Source organism: Brevundimonas naejangsanensis (assembly GCF_000635915.2).
GTDB classification, from domain to species: Bacteria; Pseudomonadota; Alphaproteobacteria; order Caulobacterales; family Caulobacteraceae; genus Brevundimonas; species Brevundimonas sanguinis.
This window is the reverse complement of record NZ_CP015614.1, coordinates 2,229,989-2,255,203: the sequence shown is the minus strand read 5'-3', so window position 1 is coordinate 2,255,203 and position 25,215 is coordinate 2,229,989. Positions and strand designations below refer to the sequence as shown.

Below are 25,215 nucleotides of genomic sequence, written 5' to 3'. Positions count from 1 at the left end.
GTCCTTCTCCCCTTGTGGGAGAAGGTCGGCGCCGAAGGCGCTCGGATGAGGGGTGTCGGCGTCGCGCTTGGACAATGATGGGGCGACGTTGCAGGCGAATCTTCACGCCGACACGCAGTCACCCCTCATCCGTCTCGCTGCGCGAGCCACCTTCTCCCACAAGGGGAGAAGGGTCCTATTCCGCCGCCCAGCTTTCCAGCAGCCGCCGGGCGATGGCGTAGGGCGGCGGGGCGTGGATGGTCGGGTGGGTCTCGTCCAGAACGGCGCGAGCCTCGGCCTTGGTCAGCCAGGCGACAGCTTCCAGTTCGGTCTGGTCGGGGGCGGCCTCGTCGGTCGTGACCTCGGCGATCAGGCCGATCATCAGCTGAGCCGGGAAGGGCCAGGGCTGGCTGGAGTGGTAGCGCACGTCCGACACCGTCAGCCCGGCCTCCTCCATCACCTCGCGGGCGCAGGCTTCCTCGATCGCTTCGCCCGGCTCCATGAAGCCCGCCAGAGCCGACATCCGGCCTTCTGGCCAGGCGGCCTGACGGCCCAGCAGGCACAGGGGCTCGGCGCCGCCCTTGTAGATCGGCAGCATGATGACGACGGGGTCGACGCGGGGAAAATGCGCGGTCCCGCAGGCCGGGCAGACGCGCTTCCAGCCGCCGGACGCCTGATCCGTCGCCTTGCCGCAGGCGGCGCAGAAGCCGTGCCGACGCCGCCAGTCGAACAGGCTCTTGGCCGTGGCGGCGATGCCGGCGTCGGCCTCGGGCAGGACGAGCGCCGCCTCGCGCATCTCGACGAAGCGGCCCAGGCCCCCGGCCGGCCCGCTGGTCGGGTCGATGGAGCCCTCGAACTCGGCGGCGAACACTGGCGCGCCCTTCCACAGGCCCAGGAAGATGTCGCGGTCGCGCGCCAGGTCGCGCGCATGACCCAGCGACAGCCAGACCAGCCGCTCGGCGCCGTCATGCGGTTCGATCAGCGGCCGCCCCTCCCACAGGATCATGGCCAGGGCTTCGGGATTGGCCTCCTGTTCGGCCAGCCAGGCGGCGTCGTTGCGAAGGTCGCCGGAGCGGTCGAGCGGATTGCCGGAAAAGGCGTGACGGTAGGGCATGGCGCTTCATACTCCCGACCGCCCGCGCAGGGGAGGGCTTGATTCCCGCGCCGTCCGCCGTCATATCCCCTCTCGGAGATCGCGGGCGAAGGCTTCGCCAACCTGGTCAGGGCCGGAAGGCAGCAGCCACAACGAATTCCCCTTCGGGTCGCGGTCTCCACCTTTTCCTTTTTAGTGCGCTATCGCTCGCCGCGCGGCGGCTCGCTGCTTGAGCGCGTTGGTGCGCGGGTCTCCGCCGCGCATGCGCCCACGTCGTGCAAGCTTCACGGAACCGGGCCGCGCCTCATTCGCTGAAACAGCTTCATCTCTATTCCGGAGCAGGCGAATGAGCATTCTCGGCAAGATCCTCGGCGGCGTCTTCAAGAAGAAGGAGGCGACGCCGGCCGCGCCCGCGCCCGAAGCGACGGCCCCGACCCTGGCGCCCGCGCCCACCGCAGCCGCCGTCGCGCCCCAGCCCGCGCCCGAGGTCGATGTCGCCGGCATCCTGGACTTCATGAACGAGCAGCGCGACCAGAAGCTGAACTGGCGCACCTCCATCGTCGACCTGATGAAGCTGGTCGGCCTGGAATCGTCGCTGGCCGAGCGCAAGGAGCTGGCCGACGAACTGGGCTACACCGGCGACAAGTCGGACAGCGCCAGCATGAACATCTGGCTGCACAAGCAGGTGATTCAGAAGATCCGCGACAACGGCGGCCAACTGCCCACCGATCTCTGAGCCTCTCTAAGGCGCGAGGGGGTGCGCGACCGCATCCCTTCGCGCTAAGACAGGGCCATGAGCGACGCCGATCACAGTCTCGATGGTCCTCCGTGGGAGGAAGACGCGCCCGAAGTCGAAGAGCGCGACCCCAACACCAGCGACATGTTCGGCGCGCCGCCGCCGGCCGCCGCGCCTGAACCGGCGCAGGAGCCCGCGCCCCAGCCGGCTCACGCCCCGGCGCGCGTCGAGCCGACCTCCGTCGAAGGCGAGGCCTACACCGTCCTGGCCCGCAAATACCGGCCGCGCGCGTTCGAGGACCTGATCGGCCAGGAGGCGATGGTCCGCACCCTGACCAACGCCTTCGCCACCGGCCGGATCGCCCACGCCTTCATGCTGACCGGGGTGCGGGGCGTCGGCAAGACCACGACCGCGCGCCTGCTGGCCCGCGCGCTCAACAACGAAACCGACACCATCGACAAGCCGTCCCTGGCGCTGAGCCTCACCGGCCGGCACGACGCCGCCATCATGGCGGGCCAGCATATGGACGTGATGGAGATGGACGCCGCCTCGCACACCGGCGTCAACGACATCCGCGACATCCTCGAAAGCGTCCGCTACGCGCCGGTCGAGGCGCGCTACAAGGTCTATGTGCTGGACGAGGTCCACATGCTGTCGACGCAGGCCTTCAACGCCCTGCTGAAGACGCTGGAGGAGCCGCCTCCGCACGCCAAATTCATCTTCGCCACGACCGAGATCCGCAAGGTGCCGGTGACGATCCTGAGCCGCTGCCAGCGTTTCGACCTGCGCCGGGTCGAGCCGGAGGTTCTGGTCGGCCATCTGGGCCGCGTCGCCGAACGCGAGGGCATGAAGATCGAGCAGGAGGCCCTGGCGCTGATCTCGCGCGCGGCCGAAGGGTCGGTGCGCGACGGCCTGTCGCTGCTGGATCAGGCGCTGGTTCAGGCTGAACGCGGCGCGGTGGTCGAGACGGCCACGGTGCGCGACATGCTGGGCCTGGCCGACCGCACCCAAACCATCGCCCTGTTCGAACAGACGATGGCGGGCAAGACGGCCGAAGCCCTGACGACCTTCCGCACCCTGTATGGCTACGGCGCCGATCCGGTGCAGGTGGCCAACGACCTGCTGGAGCACTGCCACGCGGCGTCGGTCGCCAAGATGCTGGGGCCGAACGCCACGCGCCTGCCCGGCGATCAGGCGCAGAAGCTGGCGGCGCTGGGCGCGGCCATCTCGGCGGGCACCCTGTCGCGGACCTGGCAGATGCTGCTGAAGGCGCTGGACGAGGTGCGGCGCGCGCCCAATCCGGCCGATGCGGTGGAGATGGCCATCGTGCGGCTGGCCTACGCCGCCGACCTGCCCGGTCCCGAAGAGGCGCTGAAGGCGATCCAGTCGGGCGGCGTCCCCGGCGGCGGGGCCGGGCCTCGCGGCGGCGGCTCAGGGGGCGGAGGCGGCGGCGCCTCGGCCATGCTGGCGGCGCGGCCGATGGCGGCGCCCGCCCTGCCCGATCCGCAGAGCTTCGAGGCCGTGGTCGCCCTGATCGGCGAGAAGCGCGAGATCACCCTGCAGATGGACGTGGAGCGCTACGTCCGCGTCGTCAGCTTCCGCCCTGGCGCCATCACCTATGAACCGGCCGAGGGCTCGCCCCACGATCTGGCGCGGCGTCTGGCCGGGCGTCTGAAAGAGTGGACCGGGCGCACCTGGCTGATCGCCGCCAACGGCCAGGGCGGCGGCGAAACCCTGATCGAGGTTGAGAAAAAGGCCCGCGCCGCCCGCCGGGCGGCGGTCGAGGCGGACCCCTTCGTGGTGTCGATCATGCAGGCCTTCCCCGGCGCCGAGATCAAGGAGATCGTCACCCTGGCCCCGGCCGTCGAGATGCCCGCCATCCCCGAGGACGGCGAGGCGGGCGACGACGACTGAGTTTCTCCTCCCCACTGCGTGGGGAGGTGGATCGGACGCGGAGCGGCCGAGACGGAGGGGCGTCTGGGTTTCGCCGTCGTTAAGCCCCTCCACCGCTTCGCGGTCCCCCTCCCCACAAAGTGGGGAGGAGAGGGATGCCGCTTACAGAATCTGCGCGGCGTCCTCGAAGTCGAGGCGGGGCGAGCGGGGGAACAGGTTCTCGTCCGTGCCGTAGCCCAGGTTCATGATGAAATTCGGCTCGACATTGCTGTCGGGGAAGAACTCGGCCTTCACGCCCGCCGGGTCGAAGCCCGACATCGGCCCCACGTCCAGACCCAGCGCCCGCGCGGCGATGGTCAGATAGCCGCCCTGCAGCGAGGCGTTGCGGAAGGCGGCCTCGCGTCGGCCGGCCTCGTCTAGGAACCAGTCGCGCACGCCTGGGGCGTGCGGGAACAGCTTGGGCAGGGTGTCGTGGAAGTCGATGTCCTGGGCGATGATCAGGTTGACCGGCGCGGCCAGGGTCTTGGCGCGGTTGCCTTCGGCCATGTGCGGGGCCAGGCGCGCCTTGGCTTCCGGCGAGGTGACGAAGACGAAGCGGGCCGGGGTCATGTTGACCGCCGTGGGGCCGAACTTGGTCAGGTCGTAGAGCTTGCGAATCAGGTCTTCGGATACCGGCCGGTCGCTCCAGCCGTTGTGCGTGCGGGCTTCGGTGAACAGTCGGGCCAGAACGGCGTCGGAGACCGGAACGTCACGGTTGGAAAGGGCGTCAAAGGCCATTAGGGCTTCTCCAGAAACTAATTAGCAACTTCATGTGTGGCTAATTAGGGAGGGGCCGCGGACGCGTCAAGGGATCGGCCGGCGATTTCTCAGCGAATAACCGCTAGGCGCCGCGACACGCTTTCTTCGCGGGGGTCTGGAGCCGGGCGGCGCTTGATCCTATCTAGGGGGCATGAAAGATCTCAACGCCCTGATGCAACAGGCCCAGGCGATGCAGCAGAAGCTGCAGGACGCCCAGGCGAAAATGGCCGAATCCACCGCCGAGGGAACCTCGGGCGGCGGCCTTGTCACCGTCGCCCTGAAAGGTCCCGGCGAAATCACCTCGGTGAAGATCGACGACAGCCTGATGGCCCCCGGCGAGGGCGAGATACTGGCCGACCTGATCGTCGCCGCCCACGCCGACGCCAAGCGCAAGCTGGACGAGATCAACAACGCCCTGATGCGCGACGCCGCCGGGCCCATGGCCGGGATGAACATCCCCGGAATGCCGAAACTCTTCTGATGGCCGCTTCCGCCGGGCCGGAAATCGAACGGCTCATCAGTCTGCTGGCCAAGCTGCCGGGCATGGGCCCGCGCTCGGCTCGGCGCGCGGCCCTGGCCCTGTTGAAGCGGCGCGAGCAGTTGCTGGTCCCGCTGGCGGCGTCTCTGGCCGAGACGGCGGCCAAGGTCGTCAACTGTTCGGTCTGCGGCGCGCCCGATACGCGCGACCCCTGCTCGGTCTGCTCGGACCAGACCCGCGACAACGCCCTGATCTGCGTCGTCGAGGAGGCCGGCGCCCTGTGGGCCATGGAGCGCTCGGGCGCCTTTCGCGGCAAGTATCACGTGCTGGGCGGCCTGCTCTCCGCGCTGGACGGCGTCGGCCCCGAACAGCTGCGCATCGCCGAACTGATCGGCCGGGTCAAAGGCGGCGAAATGGGCGGCGGCGAGGCGAGGGAGGTCGTCCTGGCCCTGCCCGCCACGGTCGACGGCCAAACCACGGCCCATTACCTGGCCGAGCGCCTGTCGGCGGCGGGGGTGCAGGTCACGTCACTGGCGCGCGGCGTGCCGGTCGGCGGCGAGCTGGACTGGCTGGACGACGGCACCATCATCCAGGCGCTGCGGGCCCGGCGGCGCGCCTGAACGCGCTCCCGACGGGCGACTTTCTTCCGTTCCCGACTCCCGCTAGGAACGGAGCATGAACACGCTCGAACTCATCCTGCTGGTCGTCGCGCTCATGGCGGGCGGCGGTTTCCTGTGGGCCTACATGGGCTGGCAGAAGACGAAGGGCGCGCTGGACGCCGCCGACGCCCGGCTGGAGCTGATGGAGGAGAGCCGGGACTCCATGGCCGAGTTCCTCAAGGCTCAGGCTTCGCAGTCGGCCGAGGCCGTGGCGGCCAAGCTGGTCGCCCGCGCCACCGAGACCTTCCAGGCCCAGGACCGCGTCGCGCGCGAGCGCATGGAGGCTCAGCTCAAGCCCGTCTCGGAGACCCTCGCCAAGTTTCAGGAGCACGTCACCGCTCTGGAGAAGAGCCGCGCCGACGAGACCGGCGGGCTGAAGGAGCAGCTCAACCTGTTGATGGCCGCCTCCACCGCCACCCGCGACGAGGCGCGGCGCCTGACCGAGGCGCTGAAGGGCAACACCGGCCGACGCGGCCGCTGGGGCGAGCAGACCTGCCGCAACGTGCTGGAAGCCGCAGGCATGGCCGGCCGCTTCGACTTCGAAGAGCAGAATTCCTCGGCCAATGACGAGGGCCGCCAGCAGCGCCCGGACTTCATCGTCAAACTGCCCGGCGGCGGGATGTTCGTCATCGACGCCAAGGTCTCCCTGGCCTTCCCTGACGAGGCGGACGGGGACGAGGAGGCCCAGGCCCGCGCCATGTCCCTGCGCACCGCCGCCAGCATGAAGACCCACGTGCGCCAGCTGTCGTCCAAGGCCTATCAGGACCAGTTCAAACCCAGCCCCGATTTCGTCGCCATGTTCGTGCCCGGCGACGCCTTCCTGGCCGCCGCCCTGGACCATGAGCCGGACCTGATGACCACGGCCATGGCCTCGCGCGTGGTCATCGTCACCCCCACCACCCTGTTCGCCTTGTGCAAAGCCGTCGCCTACGGCTGGCGCGCCGAGGAGCAGGCTCGGAACGCCGAGGACGTCGCCCGCCTGGGCAAGGAGCTCTACAAGCGCCTGTCGGTGATGGGCGGCCACGCCGCCTCGGTCGGCAAGGCGCTGGACGCGGCGGTCGGCCGCTACAACCAGTTCGTCGGCTCGCTGGAGAGCCAGGTTATGGTCTCGGCCCGCCGTTTCGAGGACCTGAAGGTCGACCACGAAGGCAAGGAACTGCCCGAACTGACCGCCGTCGAACAATCGCCCCGCGCCCTCAGCCGGCCGGAGCTGCTGAACGCGCCGGAATGACACCGGGTGTGACAAACACGCTTGACGTGGTGCGCTGGGACTGACAAACAAACTTGTCTGTTTTTGCCTGAGAGCGCCGATGTCGTTCAAATCGTTCAAGCCGCTTGGGATTCGCGGCGCCCTGCTGGTGTTCGCCGTCTCCCTGGGTTTGGGGCTGATCGGCGGCGTTCTGGGCGTGATCCTGTCCGACCAGCCCGGCGTGGGCGGCTTCGCCATGACCGCTGTGATGCTGAGTCTGGTGATGGCGGGGGCGCTGCTGATCTGCGTCTGGTGGTGGCGTCATCTCGACGAGGCCGCGCGCGAGGCCCACAAATGCTCCTGGTTCTGGGGCGGGACCAGCGGCATGGCGGTCGGCGCCGTGCTGTTGATGGTCCTGTCGCTGCGGCGCGAAGAGGTCGTGCTGCCGCAATGGGCGGGCGAGACGCCGCCGGAACTGCTGTTGACCGGCATGATGGCCATTCTTCTGTTCCAGCTCGCCGGCTACGGCCTGGCCTGGGCCTGGTGGTGGCTGGGACGCCGATGAGGAGGACGCCGTGAAGAACCGCCTCAAGGTATTGCGCGCCGAGCGCGACTGGAGCCAGGCGCACCTGGCGCAGGAACTGGGCGTCTCGCGCCAGACGGTGAATGCGCTGGAGACCGGCCGCTACGACCCCTCCCTGCCGCTGGCCTTCAAGATCGCGCGGCTGTTTGAGATGCCCATCGAGTCCATCTTCATCGACGAAGAGGGCTGACGCGTCTCTCTTTTTTCTGCGACTTAGGAGCCCGACCATGATCCGCCGCCTCTGGAGCCGCGCCTGCGCCTCTGTCTCCGTCGTCGCCCTCGGGGCCGCCGTGCTGGCGCCGAGCACGCCCGCCTTCGCCCAGGCTGCGCCCGCCGCCGTCGATCCCGCCGCGGTGGTGGCCGCTCCGGCCGGATCCGGCCCGCGCCTGTGGGTGGTGAAGGACGAGGATTCGACCCTCTATCTGTTCGGCACCGTCCATGTGCTGAAGCCCGAGACGCCTTGGGGCAGCGCCAAGCTGGACCGGGCCTTCGCCAGCGCCGATGAATACTGGTTCGAGATCGCCGATCTGAACGATGCGGCCGGCGCCGTGCCGATCATTCAGGCCAAGGGCGTGTCGCCGGACCGCCCCCTGTCCAGCCTGCTGACGGCTGAAGAACTGGCCGACCTCGACGCCGCCGCACGCCAGGTCGGCTCCACGGGGGCTTCGCTGGATCCCTTGCGGCCCTGGTTCGCGGCCCTGCAACTGGCGATCGCCAGCATCACCAAGGCCGGCTATCTGCCGCAAAACGGCGGGGACCAGGTGCTGCACGCCCGCGCCGCCGCCGCCGGCAAGCCGATCAAGGGCTTTGAGACGATGGCGCAACAGATCGGCTTCATCGCCGACATGTCCGAAAAGGCGCAACTGGCCATGCTGCGCTCCGGCTTGAAGGAGTTCGAGCAGGCGCCCGAGTTCCTTGGCCGCATGGTCGGCGCCTGGTCGACCGGCGACGTCGACAGCCTGGACGCCCTGATCGGCCAGGAGATGAAGGCCCAGTCGCCTGAAATGTACGACGTCATGCTGACGCGCCGCAACGCCGACTGGACCCGGCAGATCCTGACCTTGCTGGAGGGCTCGGGCACGGCCTTCATCTCGGTAGGCGCGGGCCACCTGGCAGGCGCCGACAGCGTCCAGACCATGCTGGCCAAGCGGGGCGTCAAGGTCGAGGAAGTGCGCGACTAGGGCCGTCGCCAGATCTGAGAAAAATCAGGGGCCCGGTTCGCCGGGCCTTTTCTTTTGCTCCGCGCCCTATATCTTCCGCGCTCGCTTCGGCGATGCGGGTATAGTTCAGAGGTAGAACGTCAGCTTCCCAAGCTGAATGTCGCGAGTTCGATTCTCGCTACCCGCTCCAACACCTCCCAACGCTTTCTCCAGCATGCAGAGCTTCGACGCCGCAACAGGCGCGGTTTGTTCAGCGCCTACATTCTCCCTTAAGTTGTGTTGCACATGATCGCTGCTCAGTCAGGAGCGCGACGATGCAGAAGGCGTGTGGTTCTGGTGTAGCGGGCAGGCGCACAGGCGCGGCGGCGATCGAGTTCGCCATCGTCGGTCCCTTCTTTCTGCTGCTGGTCGTGGGCATGATCGTTTACGGCGGCTGGCTGTGGATGGCCCATTCGGTTCAGGCGGCGGTGTCGGAAGGCGCGCGCGCGGCGGTCGCCGGGCTCGATCCCGCAGAGCGGGAGCAACTGGCCCGTGACGGCGTCGAGGGGCATCTGCGCAATCTGGGGTTGAGGGCCGCAGACGCTTCTGTCGAGACCAGCGTGGACGGTCGGTTTTTCCGCGTCGTGGTGGCCTATGACGCCGCTCATCACCCTCTGATGGCCCTGGCGCCCCTGACCGTGTCGCCGCCCAAGGTCATCCGTCGCGCCGCCGTCATTCAGATCAATGAGGTCTGATGTGAACGGGTCGAACGGTCTGCGCCGGGTGATCAGGCGTCTGGGACGAAACCGGCGCGGCGGAGTGACGATCATGTCGGCGGCCTTCGGCGCGCTGATCTGCGTCAGCGCCGCCCTGGCGGTCGATGTGGGAATGGTGGTCCTGAAGGGGCGGGAGCTGCAAGGCGCAGTCGATCTGTCGGCGCTGGCCGCCGCGGGCTCGCTTCAGCACGCCGAAGCGGCGGCGCAGGCGACGGCGCGGGCCAATCTGGCGGATATCGCGACCTTAAGCGTGCAGACGGGCGTCTATACGCCGGACCCCAGGCTGAAGCCGTCGCAGAGGTTCCTCGCGGCCGAAGGGCAGGTCAACGCCGCGCAGGTGACGGCGACGGCGCCCGCCCCCTTGTTCTTTGGCCGCGTCGTTCTGGGGCGCGATGCGGTGTCGATCACCAAACAGGCGACGGCTGCGCGGCCCGGCGGCGCGCCGACAGCCCTGTTCTCGATCGGGTCGCGGCTGGGGTCGGTGGACGGGGGGCTGGCCAACAGCCTGTTGTCGGGCCTTCTGGGAGGCCGGGTGTCGCTGACCCTGATGGATTACAGAAGCCTGCTCGACGCCCAGGTCAGCCTGCTGCAGTTCTCGGACGCGCTGGCGGCGGATCTGGGGGTGACGGCGGGGGACTATGACGCTTTGCTGAAGCATGAGGTCGAGACCGGGCGTGTCCTGCGCGTGCTGGAGCGGATCGCAGGCGCGGGGCCCAGCAGCGCGCTGAGCAAGCTGACGGTCGCGCCCGCGGACGCCGGTTTGAAGCTCGGCGATCTGATCGGCGTGGAGGCCGACGCCCGTCAGGGACTGCGTGAGCGGTTGAACGCCCAGGTGTCCGTCTTTGACCTGCTGATGGCGAGCCTGCAGACGGCGAACAAGGAACGCCAGCTGGCGCTGGATGTGGGCGCGCGGCTCGGCCTCGCCGACCTGGATGTCATGCTGGCCATCGGCGAGCGACCGAACCGGTCGCCTTGGCTGACGGTGACCAGCAGGGGCGAGCCGATCATCCGCACGGTGCAGACGCGGCTTTATCTTGAGGCGACGACCGCCAAGGGCCTGTCGGATCTCACCGCGATCAAACTTCCTGTCCTGATCGAAGCGGCGAGCGCGCAGGCGCGGCTGAAGCAGATCGACTGCAGCCCGGGACCCGGTGCAACGCTGGAGGTCAAGACGGGCGTGGCGCGGGCGGCGATCGGCGCCATCGACAAGACCAAACTGCGGGACTTCAAGTCGAAACTGACCGTCACCCCTGCGCCTCTGGTGTCGGTCCTGGGGCTTCTCGGCATCAAGGCGGCCAATGTGACCGGCCGGGCGGACATAGAGGCGGCCGACCCTCATTGGCGCCAGGTCCGTTTCACCGCCGTCGATATCGCCGCGGGCGAACCCAAGACGGTGGGCTCCAAACAGTTCGGCCAGGGGGTGATCGCGAGCCTGCTGACCAAACTGGACCTGAAGGTCGAGTTGCTGGGAGGCCTGATCAGTCTGCCGGTCAGCGAACTGTTGGCGAGCGTCCGCGGGCTGCTGACGCCGCTAGGCCCGGTTCTGGACGGGGTGGTTCAGCCCCTGCTGGAGCTTCTGGGCGTGCGTCTGGGCGAGGCGGACCTGCGGGTCCACGGCGTGCGGTGTCCGAATCAGGAAGGCGCGCCGCAACTGGTCGGTTGAGGCGCGACTGTTGCCCGGTATCAGCCTTCGGCGGGACGCAGGCCGTTGGCGGCCTGTTGCACGGCGGCGGGGCGGCGCTGGCCGCCGGCGGCGATGATGCGGTCGATGCGGGCCTTCTCGGCGCGGAAGGCGTTCAGGTCGGCGCCCGCCAGGACGGTGCCTTCCTGGGTCTTGATGCCCGAGGGATTGATCCGCTGGCCGTTGCGCCAGATTTCGTAGTGCAGGTGCGGTCCGGTCGAGGCGCCGGTCGAGCCGACATAGGCGACGACCTGGCCCTGGGTCACGCGCTGGCCCGCGCGCATGCCCGAGGCGTAGCGCGACAGGTGGCCGTAGCCGCTTTCCAGGCCGTTGGCGTGGCGGATGCGCAGCCAGTTGCCGTAGCCGCCCCAGCGCCGAGCCTCGACCACCACGCCGTCGGCGGGGGCCACGACCGGGGTGCCGGTCGATGCGGCGAAGTCCATCCCCTGGTGCATCTTGCGATAGCCCGAGATCGGGTGGGTGCGGACGCCGAAGTTGGAGCTGACGCGGCGGAAGTTCTGCAGCGGCGTGCGCATCATGGCGGTGCGCGTGTTCTTGCCGGTAGCGTCGAAATACTGGGCCGTCTTCGAGCCGGCGGGCTGGAAGCGATAGAAGGCGTGGCCCTTCAGCTCGGCGTAAAGAAGCTCGCCGGTTTCGACGGTGCGGCCCGATTCGGTGACCTTGCGGTCGAAGACGAGGGTGAATTCGTCGGCGGCGCGCACGTCGCGCTGCATGTCGAACTTGTGGGCGAACAGCTGGCTGGCGCGGCGCACCACGGCCGAGGTGGCGCCCAGTTCGCGGGCGCTGGCGGACAGGGAGCGCTGAACCTTGTCGTTGGCGACGACGGTTTCCTCGGTCACCTTCTCGTCCAGCGAGCGCAGGCGCAGCGCGCCGTCGAAGCTGCGCGACACGGTCAGCTGGCTGGCCGGGCCGGTGCGCATGGTCAGGCCGATCAGGCGGGCGTCGCCCATGCCGCCGCGCGGCTTGGACACGGCGGTTTCAAACTTCAGGCCGGCGCGCAGGTCCTTGAGGTCAAAGGCGCTGGCGACGGTGTCGGCCACGGCGCGGGCTTCTTCGGCGCCGACGCCGGTGCGGCGCACGGCCTGTTCGAACGTCTCGCCGCGACGAATCTGCACGGGAATGGCTTCGGGGGTGGTCATGCCGGCCGGAGCGGCGGCGGCGGCGTAGGCCTGGGCCTCAAGAAATTCGATCTGCTCCGCCGTCAGAGGTGGAACCTCCTCGGCCTTCACCTGTTCAAACCCTCGACCCGCCAGCAGGGCGATGCCGACGGCGGCGCAGGTGGTCAGCAGGTGCGGCGCAAGCCGAACAGGCTGGCGGCGTGGATCGAACTGAGCCATGGGTCCCCGGCGAATCAACGACGCGTGCTGCGCCAGACCAGTCGAAATTAGGTCACGCCGGACGTCCCCGACCGACAGTGAAGCGAGCCGTATAGCCCGGCTGATCCATGATGGGAAGCGGTCAGGTTACATTCGGTTAACTTGGCGGGGGATTGATGAAGTATTTCGACGTTCGCTGCGGTCCAGTCGTGAATCTTCGCCATTTTTAGGGTCTGATCGTCGTGTAGTGGCGACGATGACACGGTAGAGTTGTCGTAAGGCAACGACTGTCATCGTGGCGCATTTTGTGGCGTTGTCGCCTTCAACCGTTAGATGATGATCGTTCCGCGACCTTGACCGAAGACGCCGATCCTTCCTCGCCGCGCGAGCGACCTCGCAAGCCTTCCGCTGTGCGGACCCTGATGAAGGGCGTCGGGGTCGCCCTGATGGTGCTGCTCGTGCTGGCGGCGGCGCTCTATCTGAACCGCCGGGCGGCGGCGCGCGAACTGCTGGTCGGCTGGCTGGAGCGCAAGGGCGTCGACGCCGACGTCGAGGTCGAGCGGCTGGAGGTCAACGGCTTCGTCGGCAAGATCTCCATCGGCGATCCCAAGAATCCGGACTTCAAGGTCGAGCGGGTCGAGGTCGATTACGCCCTGGGCTTGCCCTGGTCGAAAGCCGGGCTGGGCGTGACCCCCAGTCGGGTGCGGCTGGTTCGGCCGATCGTCCGCGCGGCGTGGAAGGACGGCAAGCTGTCGCTGGGCAGTCTGGACCCTCTGGTCGAAGAGTTCACCGGCAAGCCGCCCAAGCCGGATTCGCGCGCGCCTCTGGTCATCGTCGAGCGCGGCCAGGCGCGCATCGACACGGAATACGGCCCGGTCAATCTGCTGGCCGACGCGCGCATCGACAACGGAAAGCTGATGCGGTTGTCGGGCCGGATGCCTGCGGCCTCGCTCAAGAGCGGCGGGATCGAGGCGCGCGGTCTGGGCGGCGTGATCGAGGCGACGACGACCGGTGACCGGCTTGCGGTCGCGCTTGATCTTCAGGCCGAACGGTTTGCGGCCAAGGATCAGGCGAGCAGCGAGGGCGCGGTCCTGCATCTGAAGGGCGACCTGCCTTATCCGGACATGAAGACGCGGCGCGGCGACGGGCGCGTCGCCCTGACCGGCCGGTTCACTGCGGATGCAGCCGGCGGGGCCGGCGTGAGCAGCCGCGCCGTCAACGCCGACCTGGCCTTCGTTGGTCAGGTCGCGGGCTGGATCAATCGCTATGATCTCAAGGGCAAGGGCCGCCTGGCGACCACGGCGGGCTCGGTTGCGGCCGAGGGGCTTCAGGCGCGCGCGCTGGATCTTGGTCTGACGGACGCCGAAGTGGCGGTCGCCGGGGGCGTGGAGGCCGACAAGGCGCGCTGGTCGGTGACGACGCGCGCGCGCCTCAATGTCGAGGCGGGCCGCGCGGGCGAGACGCGGCTGGAGGGCCTGAGCCTGAGCTCGGCCAGCCTGCGCGCGGGCGGCCATGGCGATGCGCTGGAGGCGCAGGCGCCGGTGGCGCTGCAGGCGCGATCCGTGCGCGCCAAGGATTTCAGTCTGCGCGGCGCCAGCGGCGCGCTGAATCTGGACGTCGTGCGCGACGCGGTGACCCGGATCGATCTGCAGGGCGCCGTGAAGGCTGATCATGCCGCCGTGACCTCGCTGGGCGGGCCGACGGCGGACGACCTGCCCGAAATGGCTGCGTTGAAGCGCGCTCTGGGCGACTTCGCCCTGAACGCCCCGCGCTTCCGCCTCTCGGGGGATAACGCCGGGCTGGAGCTTACGCTGCCGCAGCCGATCACGGCGCGCCCGGCCAACGGCGGCGAGCTGCGGCTGGAAGCGCACCGCAAGCCGCTGTTCGCCTCGGGCGAGGGCGCAAGCGGGGGCGGGGCGCTGAGCTTGACCTCCACGCGCGGCGGCGGCCTGCCGGACGCCCGCTTTGAAGGGGTCGAGTGGCGCCTGACGCGCGGCGGCTTTGCGGCGCGCCTCAAGGGACGGGCCGGACTGGACTTCGGCCCGGCGCGCGACATCGCCTTCAGCACCCAGGGCGAACTGGCTTCGTCGGGCGGGCGGCTGACCTATACGGCGGACGACTGCATCCCTCTGACGATCGGCAAGCTGGATTTGGGCGAGAACTCGGTCGAGGCGATCTCGGGCCGGATCTGTCCTGGCGACGAGCCGCTGATCACGGCACAGGGCGGCGCCTGGCGGGCGCGCGGCCGCCTCGCGGACGTGCAGGCCACGGCGCCGTTTCTGGAGATGCGGTTTTCGCAGGCGGAAGGCCGCCTGGCCGTCGACGGCGCCGCCAAGGGGCTGTCGATGCGGGCCGCGATCTCTAAGGCCCAGGTTTCCGACGTCGCCGACCCGGCTCGCTTCCTGCCGCTTCAGGCCAAGGGCGAGGCTCAGTTGGCCGATGAGGTCTGGACCGCCGGTTTCGATCTCACCCGACTGGGCCATGAGGTCGGTCGCATCGACCTGCGCCACGACGGGCGCCTTCAGGCGGGCGGGGCGGCGATTGCCGCGCCCAACCTGACCTTCACCGAGCACGGCCTACAGCCGGCCGATCTCAGCCCGTTGGTGGCGGACTATGTAAAGTCGCCGGTCGAGGGCTCGGCCGGGTTCGAGGGGCGGTTCGACTGGACTGCCGAGGGGGCGACCAGTTCCGGCGTCCTGACCGTGCCGGATCTGGATTTCACCAGCCCGGCGGGCAAGGTTCAGGGCCTGAAGGGGGGGGTGGAGTTCACCAGTCTGACGCCCCTGATCACCGCGCCCGATCAGACGCTGACCGCCGATCGGGTGCAGACGGTGACGCCGCTGACCGATTTCCAGCTGACGTTCGGCTTGGACGAAAAGGCCCTGACCATCGGCGGCGGGCGGATCCAGGCGGCGGGCGGGCGCATCAGCGTCGAGCCCCTGTCCCTGCCGCTGACGCCGGGCGAAGGGTGGGGCGGGGTGATCGTCGTCGAGGGCGTGCAGCTGAACGAGCTGCTGAAGAGCGCCAATCTTCAGGACAAGGCGGAGCTGGACGCCGTGGTGTCCGGCCGTCTGCCCTTCACCTATGACCCCAAGGCGGGCTGGCGCATCGTGGGCGGCGTGCTGAACGGGGTGCGGCCCGGCCGTCTGTCGATCCAGCCGGAGGTGTTCGACGATCTGGGCGCCGGCGGGGCCAACTCGGCCGACCTGCCCCCCAACACCATGCAGGACCTCGCCTATCAGGCCATGCAGGACCTGGCGATCAGCGACCTGACGGCCGAAGTGAACAGTCTGGACGAAGGCCGTCTGGGCGTGCGCTTCCGCATCAACGGCCGCCATGATCCGCCTCAGCGCGAGCAACTGCGGCTGACCTTCATGGAGCTGATCCGCCGCGACTTCATGAACAAGAAGCTGAATCTGCCGTCCGATACGCCCATCGACCTGACGCTCGACACGACGTGGAACGCCAACCAGATCGTCTCGGATCTGCTGGAATATGCTCGGCGCGGCGAAGCGCCCGTGCTGACGACGGATGAGCAGCCTTGATCGGCGGCTTCGCTTTGTTCAGAACCCGTTCACTCGCCGCAGCGTTAGATGGCGGTGACTTCCAACGCCGCCTTCGGAGATCGGCCCCATGATCAGCAAGCGTCAGATCGTCGCCATGCTTGGCCTTAGCGCCGTCAGCCTGGCCGCATGCGCGCCTACGGTGAACATCAAGTTCAGCGAGCCGCTGCAAATCTACGCCAAGCTGGACGCCGATATCCGCATCAAGCTGGATCAGGAACTGCAGAACCTGCTCCGCGAAAACCCCAACCTGTTCTGATACGAAAGGGGGCTTTGACATGACGAACCGCAAACTCTTCGTGGCTATGGCCGCAGTTGCCGCCCTGGGCGTCGCCGCCGGCGCCGCCGTGGCCCAGACCGCTTCGCAAAAGGCTTTGGTCGACCGGGCTAAGGCCGCCGGCGCGGCGGGCGAACAGGCCGACGGCTATGTCGGCGTGCGCACCTCGGTCGACGGCGACACCCAGGCCGCCATCAGCGCGACCAACGCCGGCCGCCGCCAGGCCTACGCCCGCAGCGCCGCCGACGCCGGCACCACCGCCGAAGTGGCTGGGGCCCGGATGTTCGAAACCCAGCTGCTGCCGCGCATCAGCACGGGCCAGTGGTACAAGAACGCCCAGGGCCAGTGGGTCCAGCGCTGAGCTGAACCATGACGAAGACCTCCAGAGGCGGGCGGCTGGTCCGGCTTCTGCGGTCGCTGGTTCTCGCCGTGGCCATATCGGCCGTCAGCACGCTTGGGATGGCGGCCTATTGGCGTCTGATCGGCGGCGGCGAGATGAGCCTGCACGGCTGGATCGCCATGGGGCTGGGCGTGCTTGGCACGGTCGGCCTCGCCTGGGGGTTGATGGCTCTGGCCTTCCGGTCGGACCGCGACGGTTGGGACGACCGGGTCGACAACCACCTGGACCCCGGCATCGAGGGCTCCGAGGACCGCAAGGACGACGACCTCTATTACTGACGGTTCAGGCTGCGGCTTCGGCGCCGTCGGTCAGGGCGGGCAGGAACAGGCCGCGCGTCAGGGCCGCGACGACGGGCACGGCCACGGCGTCCCCCATCAGCTTCAGCGCCGCGCTTTCGCTGGCGGGCAGGCGATAGGCCTCGTCCACGCCCATCAGCCGGGCCGCCTCGCGGCCGGTCAGGCGGCGCAGGGCGACCTGGCCGTCCTCCACGATGACCACATATTGCCGCGACGACCCGCCCGAGGGGGTGCGCAGACAGCCCGCCAGCCCGTCGAAGCGCAGCTCCAGGCGTTGCAGCTTCCGGCCGTCCTTGGTCCGCACCCGGCGGAAGGCGGCGCCCACGCGCCGTTCGCCCGAGGCCTGGATCGCCTCCAGCCGCGCCCGGTGCAGCGGCGACAGCATGGCCAGCAGGGTCTGCGCCTCCGCCTCGTCGAAACAGGGAACGTCCGGCTCCAGCACCGCCGCCAGATCAAGGTTGCGGCGCGGCGGCGTGTCCAGCCCCCACCAGGCCCAGTTCGCCTTCAGGCTCGCCGGCAGCCGCGCCCAGGCGGCGGTCAGACGCGGCGAGTGGAAGGGCAGGGCGGGGCCTTTCAGACGCGGCCCCTCGATCCCCCGCATGGCGATGATGAACAGTCGCGGGCGCGAGTGGGGCAGCCACAGTCCGGCGTCCAGCTCCAGCGCCCCGACCGTGTAACCGGCCTCGACCATGGCCCCGCACACGGCGGCGAAGTCCTGCCCCTCGCCCGAGGTCAGCAGGCCGACCACGTTTTCCAGCACGATGACGCGCGGCGCGCGGCCCTCGGCGTCCAGCCCCTGCATCAGCTTCCAGAAGCCCCAGAAGGCGCCCGACCGCTGCGCCTTCAGACCCCCGCGCGCGCCCGCCAGACTGACGTCCTGACATGGCGAGGAGGCCCAGCACAGGTCAGGCGCGCCGGGCACTTGATCGGGCGTCACCGCCCAGACGTCGTCGTGGATCAGCGGCGTGTCCGGGTGGTTGGCGCGAAAGGCGCGGGCCTTGGCCGCGTCGATGTCGTTGGCCAGGACGGTGCGGAAACCGGCGCCGCCCAGATGCAGCCCCAGCCCCGCCAGCCCGCCGCCCGCAAAGAACTCGCAGGCCGTGAAGGCGGCGCCTGAGTCTGTGGCGGGTGCGGGACGAATCGGCATGGGGCCACATTAACCCAGCCGCGCCGCTTTGGCGCCTGTCTTGACGAGGCGGCGGCAAACCCTGACCTTGGCCGACGAACCTCAGAAAGGATCGCCCATGCGCGCCGTATTCCTGTCAACCGCCGCCCTGTCGCTGGTCCTCGCCGCCTGCTCCCAACCGGCCCAGAAGACGCCTGACGCCGCCAAGGCCGAGTCGCGCGTCCTGGCGGGAGTCGATCTGGACCAGCCGGTGCGCGCGCTGGGAACCGAGCCCTTCTGGGCCGTGGAGATCACGCCGCAGGGTCTGACCTATTCCGGCGTCGACCGGCCGGAGCAGAAGGCCGCGAACCCCGGCCCGACGCTTCAGGGCAATCTCGTCAGTTGGACGACGAAGACGGAAGCGGGCGCCGATCTGGCCGTCACCCTGACGGCGACCGACTGTTCGGACGGCATGAGCGACCGCACCTATCCCCTGACCGCCAAGGTCGAGATCGGCGGCCAGACCCTGACCGGCTGCGCCGCCGCCGTCGCCGCCATCGAGCGCGCGGGCGAGAGCGGCCGCGTAGAATAAGGTCAAGCTGGCGCCGGGCTTGCACTGATCCCCTCAGCGCGGCCGGGCTGTCCCCGGTCGGTTCACCGGCCAGGATGGTCTCATGACGCCCGCAGCGACGCCGATCGACATCCGTCCCCTGACTTCGCTCAGGTTCCTCGCGGCCCTGTGGGTCGTGGTCTATCTGATGTGGCCGAACCTGGCGGTCGGCGGCATGCCCGCCCTGGCGGCCAAGGGTTATCTCGGCGTCGAACTCTTCTTCGTCCTGTCGGGCTTCATCCTCAGCCACGTCTATCTGCAGGCCTTCGGCGAGAAGCGGTTCGGCTACAGAAGCTTCCTGTGGGCGCGCATAGCCCGCATCTATCCGCTGCACCTATTCACCCTGTTCGGCGTCATGGCCCTGGGCCTGGCGGCGACGGCGGCGGGCATGGCGATCGATTCCGGCATCCTCAGCTGGAAGACCCTGCTGCCCAATCTGTTGATGGTCCACGCCTGGGGCTTCGCCGGCGAGGCGGGCTGGAACCATCCGTCCTGGTCGATCTCGGCCGAGTGGTTCGCCTATCTGACCTTCCCCATTTTCGCCGCCGCCGCATGGAAGCTGCGTGATCGGCCGTGGGTGGCGACGGGGGCGGCGGCCCTGTTGCTGGCCGCCCTCTATGTCGGGTTCGAGCGCGTCGCCGGCTATCGCCTGACCGAGGCGACGTTCAAATGGGGGGCGCTGCGGATCGTGCCCTGCTTCGCCTACGGCTGCGCCCTTTATCTGGTCTATCGCCGCGCGCCCCTGCCGCGCGCGGGCTTGCTGGCTGCGGCGGCGGCGGTCGTGATGGCGTTCAGCGCCGCCCTGTTGAGCTGGGACGGGATCACTGTCCTGTCGGGCGGTCTTCTGATCCTGGCCCTGGCCAGCATTCCGGCGAGCAAGGCGGGCGTTCTGGGCTCGGCGCCCGCTGTCTATCTCGGCGAGATCAGTTACGCCGTCTATATGCTGTGCGCCCCGTGGCAGATACTGGCGGTCAATGTGGTGGCGCGTCTGATCGGAGCGGAAGACAAGCAGCTTCCGCTGGCGTTGTGGCTGGCGATCATCGCGGGACTGATTGTCGCCGCTGCGATTGTTCATCGGCTGATCGAGCGCCCGGCCCGCAGTTTCCTGCGCGGATGGGCGAAACGGCGTCGATCATCTGTGGATCGACAGGGGAAACAGTCGGAAACAGTTCTTCAACATTCTGATCCTATCGTCTAAGGCTTGTCCGCGTTCAGTCGGGAGCACGCCAGATGATGAAACGGCTCACAGCCGCCGCCCTTGCGGCGACCCTTGGGTTCTTCGCCTTCAGCACCACCCCCGCCCAAGCCGGCGACCCCTATTGGCAGTGCGTGACCTTCGCGCGCATGTTCTCGGGGATTCAGATTTTCGGCGACGCCTGGACCTGGTGGCGTCAGGCCGTCAGCAAGTTCCGCACCGGCGATGCGCCTGAGACCGGCTCGGTGCTGGTGTTCCAGCCCCACGGCCGCATGAGCGCCGGCCACGTCGCCGTCGTCTCCGACGTCCTGACCGACCGCGTGATCCGCGTCACCCACGCCAACTGGGGCGGCAGCCGCGGCAAGGTCGAAGAGAACGTCACCGTCGTCGACGTCTCCTCCTCGGGCGACTGGAGCCGGGTGAAGGTCTGGTACAACCCGATCAACGATCTGGGCACCACGGTCTATCCGACCTACGGCTTCATCTATAACGGCGCCCGCGACGCCTTCGCCAACGGCCGCCAGATGGCCGCCAACGCCGTCGCCGACGACCGCGCCGCCAACTAAGGCCAGGGCGCGGCCGCGTTGAAAAAGGGTCTGGCCCCGCCCGGCTGATCGGGCGATAGCTGGCTCATGACCGACGCAAACGACATTCGCGGACACGCTATCGAGACGGCTAAGCACGAGCCGCAGGGCGTGACCTACGCCGGCTATCTGGCGCTTGACGACATCCTGTCCGCCCAGAAGCCGCGCTCCGACCAGCACGACGAGATGCTGTTCGTCATCATCCACCAGACCAAGGAACTGTGGCTCAAGCAGATCCTGCACGAGGTGGCCCTGGCGCAGTCGCTGGTGCGCGCCGGCGATCTGGTGCCCGCCTACAAGAGCCTGGCCCGCGTCAGCCGAATCCAGTCGGTGATGACCCAGAGCTGGGACATCCTGGCCACCATGACGCCCGCCGACTACCTGAAGTTCCGCGGCGACCTGGGCGCCAGCTCGGGCTTCCAGAGCGATCAGTTCCGCCGGCTGGAGACCATGCTGGGTCTGAAGGACCCCCGCTTCCTGCGCTTTCACGCCGAACGCCCGGCCGCCCATGCGGCGCTGAAGGCGGCGCTGGAATCGCCCAGCCTTTATGACGACGCCTTGCTCCAGCTGGCCAAGGCGGGCCTGCCGGTGCCCGACGCGGTGCTGAACCGCGACGTCAGCCAGTCCTATGAGGCGAACGAGGGCGTCGAGGCCGCCTGGCTGGAGGTCTATCGCGACACCGAGCGCTGGTGGCCCCTGTACCAACTGGCCGAGAAGCTGGTCGATCTGGACGACGCCCTGCTGACGTGGCGGCATAAGCACGTGGTCACGGTCGAGCGCATCATCGGCCGCCGCCAGGGCACGGGCGGCACCGACGGCGTGGGTTACCTGGTCGAGACGCTGAAGCGCCGCTGCTTCCCGGAACTCTGGTCTCTACGCACCAAGCTGTAGAGCGCGGGCAGGTCGGCAACCTTCGCTGCTGGCAGGGATTGAACCTGTGAAACGGCCAAGGGAGGTTTCCGATGAGCGGCAACAGTCACGACATCAAGGTCCTCAACGGTCTGGTCGAGGGGCTGATCGACAGCGCCCAGGGCTATCATGAGGGCGCGGTCAACGCGCCCGGCGAGGCCTATCGCGACTGGTTCGAAGGGCGGGCGTCCGAGCGCCGCCGCGTGGCCGAGGAGCTCAAGGCGGCTGTGCGCGAGCGCGGCGGATCGCCGGAGGAGGATCGGTCCATCCTGTCCAAGGCCCAGCGCGCCTTTAGCGACATCAGCCACGCCCTGCTGCGCAACGAGGTCTCGATGATCGACACGGTCGAACGCGGCGAGGATCAGTTGAAAAGCCGGTTCGAGCGGGCCCTGGCGGACGAGGCCCTGTCGGCCACGACCAAGGAAAGCATCCGCCGCGCCTATGGCGAGGTCTGCGCGGGCTCTGATCAACTCAGCGCGTTGAAGCACAGCCTCGCGGGCGTCGGCCCGCGCTCAAGCAGCGAGCCGCCGGGCGGCGAGCGCTAGCCCACTCCACCCGCTCAAGCAGCAAGCCGCCGCGCGGCGAGCGGTAGCGCCCTCAAAGAAGAGCACTAAAAAAGCCCCGGCGTTTCCGCCGGGGCTTTTGATCTTCAGCGCGAAGCCGAAGCCTGAAATCAGGCCTCGTCGCCCGCCTTTTCGACCGTGCCGGTGGCGGGGACGGCGACCTTGCGGGCCGTCTGGCGCTCGGCGATCCGGGCCGACTTGCCGCGACGGTCGCGCAGGTAATACAGCTTGGCGCGACGGACGACGCCGCGGCGCTTCACTTCGATGGAGTCGACGTTCGGCGACAGGATCGGGAAGCGACGCTCCACGCCTTCACCAAACGAAATCTTGCGGACCGTGAAGGTCTCGTTCACGCCGCCGCCGTCACGGGCGATGCAGACGCCTTCGAACGCCTGGATGCGTTCGCGCTCGCCTTCCTTGATGCGCACGTTGACGCGCAGGGTGTCGCCCGGCTGGAAGTCGGGGATGGTCTTGCCTTCGAGCAGGCGGGCTTTTTCTTCGGCAGCGAGCTGCTGGACGATGTTCATGTCATTTCTCCGGAGCTTGTTTGCTCTTTACCTGTAAGTTGGCGAGATGCCGCTCCCAGAGATCCGGGCGCCGCTCCCGCGTCGTCGCTTCCCTTTGCTCCTGGCGCCATTTGGCGATCTTCTTGTGATCGCCTGACAACAGGATCTCCGGGATGTCGTGGCCCTCGAACGTCCGCGGCCTGGTGTACTGCGGATGCTCAAGCAGGTCGTCCTCGAAGCTCTCGGTGGACAGGCTTTCCGCCGCACCCAGAACCCCCGGAACCAACCGGACGCACGCCTCGATCGCCACCATGGCCGCCGCCTCGCCGCCGGCGAGCACCGCGTCCCCGACGGAGACCTCCTCGAACCCCCGGGCGTCGAGCACCCGCTGGTCCACCCCCTCGAAACGGCCGCACAGCACGACGATGCCGTCGGCCTTGGCCCATTCCGTAACCCGCGCCTGCGTCAGGGGTCGACCGCGTGCGCTCATGTACAAAAGCGGCCTAGGCGGGCCTTCCAGGCTGTCGAGAGCCCTGGCCACCACGTCCGCTTTCAGCACCTGACCGGGACCGCCACCCGCAGGGGTGTCGTCCAGGAAGCCGCGCTTATCTTCGGAAAACGCGCGAATGTCCAGCGTCTGCAGGTCCCACAGCCCCTTCTCGCGCCAGGCGGTGCCGATCAGCGACACGCCGAGCGGTCCAGGAAAGGCCTCGGGGAACATGGTCAGGACGGTGGCGGTAAAGGGCATGGCGGCGGCTCATACACCAGAAACGCGGAAAAGACTGCCTCCCTCTCCCGATGGGAGAGGGCTTGAGCCTCCAAGAGCGAAGCGATTGGCTAAGGCGAAAGGGTGAGGGGTTTGTCCAGTCGGCGTCAGCCGTCACGCGACGGCCTTTGGCCGACTTCCGCCGCGAACCCTCACCCTTTCGCGCAAACGATCGCTAACGCTCTCGTGCGCTCAATCCCTCTCCCATCGGGAGAGGGAAGCAGATTAGGCCGGCTGGCCGCCGCCCTTGGCGATCCAGGCGTCGACCAGGTCGCCCAGCACGTCCAGCGGCACGGCGCCCGAGCCCAAGACCACCGTGTGGAAGTCCTTGATGTCGAACTTGTCGCCCAGCGCGGCCTCGGCCTTGGCGCGCAGCTCCTCGATCTTCAGCTCGCCGATCTTGTAGCTGGTCGCCTGGCCGGGATTGGTGATGTAGCGCTCGACCTCCTTCTGGATGTCGCGCTCGGACAGCAGGGAGTTGTGGCGGAAGTAGTCCATCGCCTCCTCGCGGCTCCAGCGCTTGGCGTGCAGGCCGGTGTCGGTCACCAGACGCACCGCGCGCCACAGCTCGGTCGAGAGGCGGCCGAAGTCGGAGTAGGGGTCCTGATAGAAGCCCATCTCCTTGCCCAGGCGCTCGGAATACAGGCCCCAGCCTTCGGAATAGGCGCCGTAGCCGCCGAAGCGACGGAAGCTGGGCAGGTGCTCCATCTCCTGCGCATAGGCGATCTGGAAGTGGTGGCCCGGCGCGCCCTCGTGATAGCTGATGCCCTCGATCTGGGGCTTCAGCACCTGGGTCATGTCGGACAGGTTGACGTAGTAGATGCCGGGGCGCGAGCCGTCCGGCGCGGGCGAGTTGTAGAAGGCGATGGAGGCGGTCGCCTCACGGAACGGCTCCACCGCGCGGACCTCCAGCGGGGCCTTGGGCAGGTTGGAGAACCACTGAGGCGCCACGGCCATGACCTGGGCCACGAAGGCGCGGGCGTCGGTCAGATAGGCTTCCTTGCCCTCCGGCGTATTCGGATACTGGAACTGCGGATCGGTCTTCAGGAAGGCGAAGAAGTCCTGCAGCGAGCCGGTGAAGCCGACCTGGGTCTTGATCGTCTCCATGTCGCGCTGGATGCGGGCGACCTCGTCCAGGCCGATCTTGTGGATCTGGTCGGCGGTCAGGTCGGTGGTGGTCGAGAGCTGCAGGCGCGCGTTGTAATAGGCCTCGCCCTGCGGCAGGCGCCAGACGCCCGCATCGCTGTCGGCCTGGGTCCGCACCTGATCCAGGGCGGTCAGCACGGTGTCGAAGCCACGCTTGTAAGGGCCGGTCAGGGCCGTGCGCGCCGAGGCCAGCAGCCGGTCCTTGGTCGCCTGATCGGCGTCCAGGGCGGCGATCTTCTTCTGGAAGTCGGCCCAGACCGGGTTGTCGGCGCCGCCGTCGAACGGGGCGCCGGCGATCACCGCGCGGGTGTTGTCGATCGACGGCTCGAACACGAAGCGCGGGGAGACCACGCCCTTGGCCGCGCGCGCGGTCAGGGTGTCGGCCACCTGGCCCATGTAGCGCTCGGCGGCGTTCAGGCGGGCGACATAGGCCTCGGCGTCCGCAACGCTTGAAATGCGGTGGTTGTTGATCAGGAAGACCGGCAGACCCGTGGTCGGATTGCCGTTGGCGGCGAACTGGAAGCCCCAGTCGCGCCACTGGTTCGACAGGCGCGCCTGCTGCACCCCGTGCTCGAACAGGCGCCAGGACAGGCGGCTCTGCTCGCTCAGCTTGGTCGGATCGAACTGGGCCTTCATCTGCGCCAGCTGGGCTTCCTGAAGCGCCAGCGAGCGTTCGGCGGCGGCGTCGGAGACGTCGTCCAGCTTGTCGTAGTCGGTCTTGCGGCCCAGCGAGGTCATGCGCTGAGGGCTGAGGGCCACGCGCGCCTCGAAGGCCTGTTCGAAGAAGGCGTTGAGCCGGGCGTCCTCGCTTTGGGCCTCAGCGGGCGCAGCGGCGGGCGCCGCCTGCGCCATGACGGCGGGCGCGGCGGCGCAGAGCGCCAGGACGGCGGCGGATGAAATCAGAAGACGACGCATGAAAAAGACCCCCCTCGGTACAACAAGGGGCGCACTCTT

General features: G+C 68.6%; 26 protein-coding genes, 1 tRNA gene and 1 other RNA gene. 21 read left to right on the top strand and 7 right to left on the bottom strand.

The features are described 5' to 3' along the window. Positions 1–175: 175 nt before the first annotated feature. Positions 176–1,093 (bottom strand): NAD(+) diphosphatase, encoded by a 918-nt coding sequence (nudC, locus tag DA69_RS10820; RefSeq protein WP_025976120.1) that lies wholly within the window; start codon positions 1,091–1,093, stop codon positions 176–178. Between the two features lie 71 nt (positions 1,094–1,164). Here nudC and ffs point away from each other — a divergent pair. The 3 genes from ffs to DA69_RS10805 all read left to right on the top strand — a co-directional run bounded on the left by ffs (position 1,165) and on the right by DA69_RS10805 (position 3,722). After that, positions 1,165–1,258: signal recognition particle sRNA small type (ffs, locus tag DA69_RS10815), an RNA gene on the top strand. Between the two features lie 160 nt (positions 1,259–1,418). Continuing rightward, positions 1,419–1,808, top strand: a complete 390-nt coding sequence (locus tag DA69_RS10810) for a DUF3597 domain-containing protein (RefSeq protein WP_025976121.1) — start codon at positions 1,419–1,421, stop codon at positions 1,806–1,808. Positions 1,809–1,865: 57 nt separating this feature from the next. Next, entirely contained in the window at positions 1,866–3,722 is a 1,857-nt protein-coding gene (locus DA69_RS10805; RefSeq protein WP_025976122.1) for a DNA polymerase III subunit gamma/tau, read from the top strand. Positions 3,723–3,863: 141 nt separating this feature from the next. Here DA69_RS10805 and DA69_RS10800 read toward each other — a convergent pair whose 3' ends face one another. After that, positions 3,864–4,478: a malonic semialdehyde reductase gene (locus DA69_RS10800; protein WP_025976123.1), complete on the bottom strand. Its 615-nt coding sequence runs from the start codon at positions 4,476–4,478 to the stop codon at positions 3,864–3,866. 172 nt (positions 4,479–4,650) lie between these two features. On the opposite strand from DA69_RS10800, the gene DA69_RS10795 reads away from it, so the two are divergent. The 9 genes from DA69_RS10795 to DA69_RS10755 all read left to right on the top strand — a co-directional run bounded on the left by DA69_RS10795 (position 4,651) and on the right by DA69_RS10755 (position 10,986). After that, positions 4,651–4,980, top strand: a complete 330-nt coding sequence (locus DA69_RS10795; protein WP_025976124.1) for a YbaB/EbfC family nucleoid-associated protein — start codon at positions 4,651–4,653, stop codon at positions 4,978–4,980. Continuing rightward, entirely contained in the window at positions 4,980–5,597 is a 618-nt protein-coding gene (gene recR / locus DA69_RS10790) for a recombination mediator RecR (protein ID WP_025976125.1), read from the top strand. The genes DA69_RS10795 and recR overlap by 1 nt, the downstream gene beginning before the upstream one ends. Positions 5,598–5,652: 55 nt before the next feature. Next, positions 5,653–6,867, top strand: a complete 1,215-nt coding sequence (locus DA69_RS10785) for a DNA recombination protein RmuC (RefSeq protein ID WP_025976126.1) — start codon at positions 5,653–5,655, stop codon at positions 6,865–6,867. Between the two features lie 79 nt (positions 6,868–6,946). Then, the gene (locus DA69_RS10780) at positions 6,947–7,390 is read left to right on the top strand and encodes a hypothetical protein (RefSeq protein WP_025976127.1); all 444 of its coding nucleotides are present in this window, start codon (positions 6,947–6,949) and stop codon (positions 7,388–7,390) included. 10 nt (positions 7,391–7,400) lie between these two features. Continuing rightward, positions 7,401–7,598 (top strand): helix-turn-helix transcriptional regulator, encoded by a 198-nt coding sequence (locus DA69_RS10775; RefSeq protein WP_025976128.1) that lies wholly within the window; start codon positions 7,401–7,403, stop codon positions 7,596–7,598. A 37-nt stretch (positions 7,599–7,635) separates the two neighbouring features. After that, entirely contained in the window at positions 7,636–8,589 is a 954-nt protein-coding gene (locus tag DA69_RS10770) for a TraB/GumN family protein (protein ID WP_029972272.1), read from the top strand. A gap of 94 nt (positions 8,590–8,683) precedes the next feature. Beyond that, positions 8,684–8,758, top strand: a tRNA-Gly gene (locus tag DA69_RS10765). Positions 8,759–8,882: 124 nt separating this feature from the next. Further along, positions 8,883–9,302 carry a TadE/TadG family type IV pilus assembly protein gene (locus DA69_RS10760; RefSeq protein ID WP_025976130.1) on the top strand — a complete coding sequence of 140 codons (420 nt, stop codon included), beginning with the start codon at positions 8,883–8,885 and terminating at the stop codon, positions 9,300–9,302. Between the two features lies 1 nt (position 9,303). Continuing rightward, positions 9,304–10,986, top strand: a complete 1,683-nt coding sequence (locus DA69_RS10755; RefSeq protein WP_235599148.1) for a TadG family pilus assembly protein — start codon at positions 9,304–9,306, stop codon at positions 10,984–10,986. Positions 10,987–11,006: 20 nt separating this feature from the next. On the opposite strand, the gene DA69_RS10750 is transcribed toward DA69_RS10755, so the two are convergent. Beyond that, positions 11,007–12,362, bottom strand: a complete 1,356-nt coding sequence (locus DA69_RS10750; RefSeq protein ID WP_025976132.1) for a M23 family metallopeptidase — start codon at positions 12,360–12,362, stop codon at positions 11,007–11,009. A gap of 332 nt (positions 12,363–12,694) precedes the next feature. Here DA69_RS10750 and DA69_RS10745 point away from each other — a divergent pair, with 332 nt between their 5' ends. From DA69_RS10745 to DA69_RS10730, 4 genes are all read left to right on the top strand, one after another. Then, positions 12,695–15,886, top strand: coding sequence for an intermembrane phospholipid transport protein YdbH family protein (locus DA69_RS10745; protein WP_029972275.1), 3,192 nt, complete (start codon positions 12,695–12,697; stop codon positions 15,884–15,886). 88 nt (positions 15,887–15,974) lie between these two features. Beyond that, complete coding sequence (locus DA69_RS10740; protein ID WP_025976134.1) at positions 15,975–16,163, top strand: YnbE family lipoprotein; 189 nt, start codon at positions 15,975–15,977, stop codon at positions 16,161–16,163. A gap of 19 nt (positions 16,164–16,182) precedes the next feature. Next, positions 16,183–16,542 (top strand): YdbL family protein, encoded by a 360-nt coding sequence (locus DA69_RS10735; RefSeq protein WP_025976135.1) that lies wholly within the window; start codon positions 16,183–16,185, stop codon positions 16,540–16,542. Between the two features lie 8 nt (positions 16,543–16,550). Continuing rightward, positions 16,551–16,859: a hypothetical protein gene (locus DA69_RS10730; RefSeq protein ID WP_025976136.1), complete on the top strand. Its 309-nt coding sequence runs from the start codon at positions 16,551–16,553 to the stop codon at positions 16,857–16,859. A 4-nt stretch (positions 16,860–16,863) separates the two neighbouring features. On the opposite strand, the gene DA69_RS10725 is transcribed toward DA69_RS10730, so the two are convergent. Continuing rightward, complete coding sequence (locus DA69_RS10725) at positions 16,864–18,024, bottom strand: DNA cytosine methyltransferase (protein WP_025976137.1); 1,161 nt, start codon at positions 18,022–18,024, stop codon at positions 16,864–16,866. Between the two features lie 97 nt (positions 18,025–18,121). Here DA69_RS10725 and DA69_RS10720 point away from each other — a divergent pair, with 97 nt between their 5' ends. The 5 genes from DA69_RS10720 to DA69_RS10700 all read left to right on the top strand — a co-directional run bounded on the left by DA69_RS10720 (position 18,122) and on the right by DA69_RS10700 (position 21,825). Next, positions 18,122–18,574: a COG3650 family protein gene (locus DA69_RS10720; protein ID WP_025976138.1), complete on the top strand. Its 453-nt coding sequence runs from the start codon at positions 18,122–18,124 to the stop codon at positions 18,572–18,574. 82 nt (positions 18,575–18,656) lie between these two features. Next, complete coding sequence (locus tag DA69_RS10715) at positions 18,657–19,790, top strand: acyltransferase family protein (RefSeq protein WP_025976139.1); 1,134 nt, start codon at positions 18,657–18,659, stop codon at positions 19,788–19,790. A 32-nt stretch (positions 19,791–19,822) separates the two neighbouring features. Continuing rightward, a complete protein-coding gene (locus DA69_RS10710) occupies positions 19,823–20,353 on the top strand; it encodes a CHAP domain-containing protein (RefSeq protein WP_025976140.1) in 531 nt (176 codons plus the stop codon). A 66-nt stretch (positions 20,354–20,419) separates the two neighbouring features. Then, positions 20,420–21,262 (top strand): tryptophan 2,3-dioxygenase, encoded by an 843-nt coding sequence (locus DA69_RS10705; RefSeq protein ID WP_025976141.1) that lies wholly within the window; start codon positions 20,420–20,422, stop codon positions 21,260–21,262. 71 nt (positions 21,263–21,333) lie between these two features. After that, the gene (locus DA69_RS10700) at positions 21,334–21,825 is read left to right on the top strand and encodes a PA2169 family four-helix-bundle protein (protein ID WP_025976142.1); all 492 of its coding nucleotides are present in this window, start codon (positions 21,334–21,336) and stop codon (positions 21,823–21,825) included. 128 nt (positions 21,826–21,953) lie between these two features. Here DA69_RS10700 and rplS read toward each other — a convergent pair whose 3' ends face one another. The 3 genes from rplS to DA69_RS10685 all read right to left on the bottom strand — a co-directional run bounded on the left by rplS (position 21,954) and on the right by DA69_RS10685 (position 25,176). Continuing rightward, complete coding sequence (gene rplS / locus DA69_RS10695; RefSeq protein WP_025976143.1) at positions 21,954–22,370, bottom strand: 50S ribosomal protein L19; 417 nt, start codon at positions 22,368–22,370, stop codon at positions 21,954–21,956. A 1-nt stretch (position 22,371) separates the two neighbouring features. Next, complete coding sequence (gene trmD / locus DA69_RS10690) at positions 22,372–23,097, bottom strand: tRNA (guanosine(37)-N1)-methyltransferase TrmD (protein ID WP_025976144.1); 726 nt, start codon at positions 23,095–23,097, stop codon at positions 22,372–22,374. A gap of 243 nt (positions 23,098–23,340) precedes the next feature. Continuing rightward, positions 23,341–25,176, bottom strand: a complete 1,836-nt coding sequence (locus DA69_RS10685; RefSeq protein ID WP_025976145.1) for a DUF885 domain-containing protein — start codon at positions 25,174–25,176, stop codon at positions 23,341–23,343. Positions 25,177–25,215 lie beyond the last annotated feature (39 nt).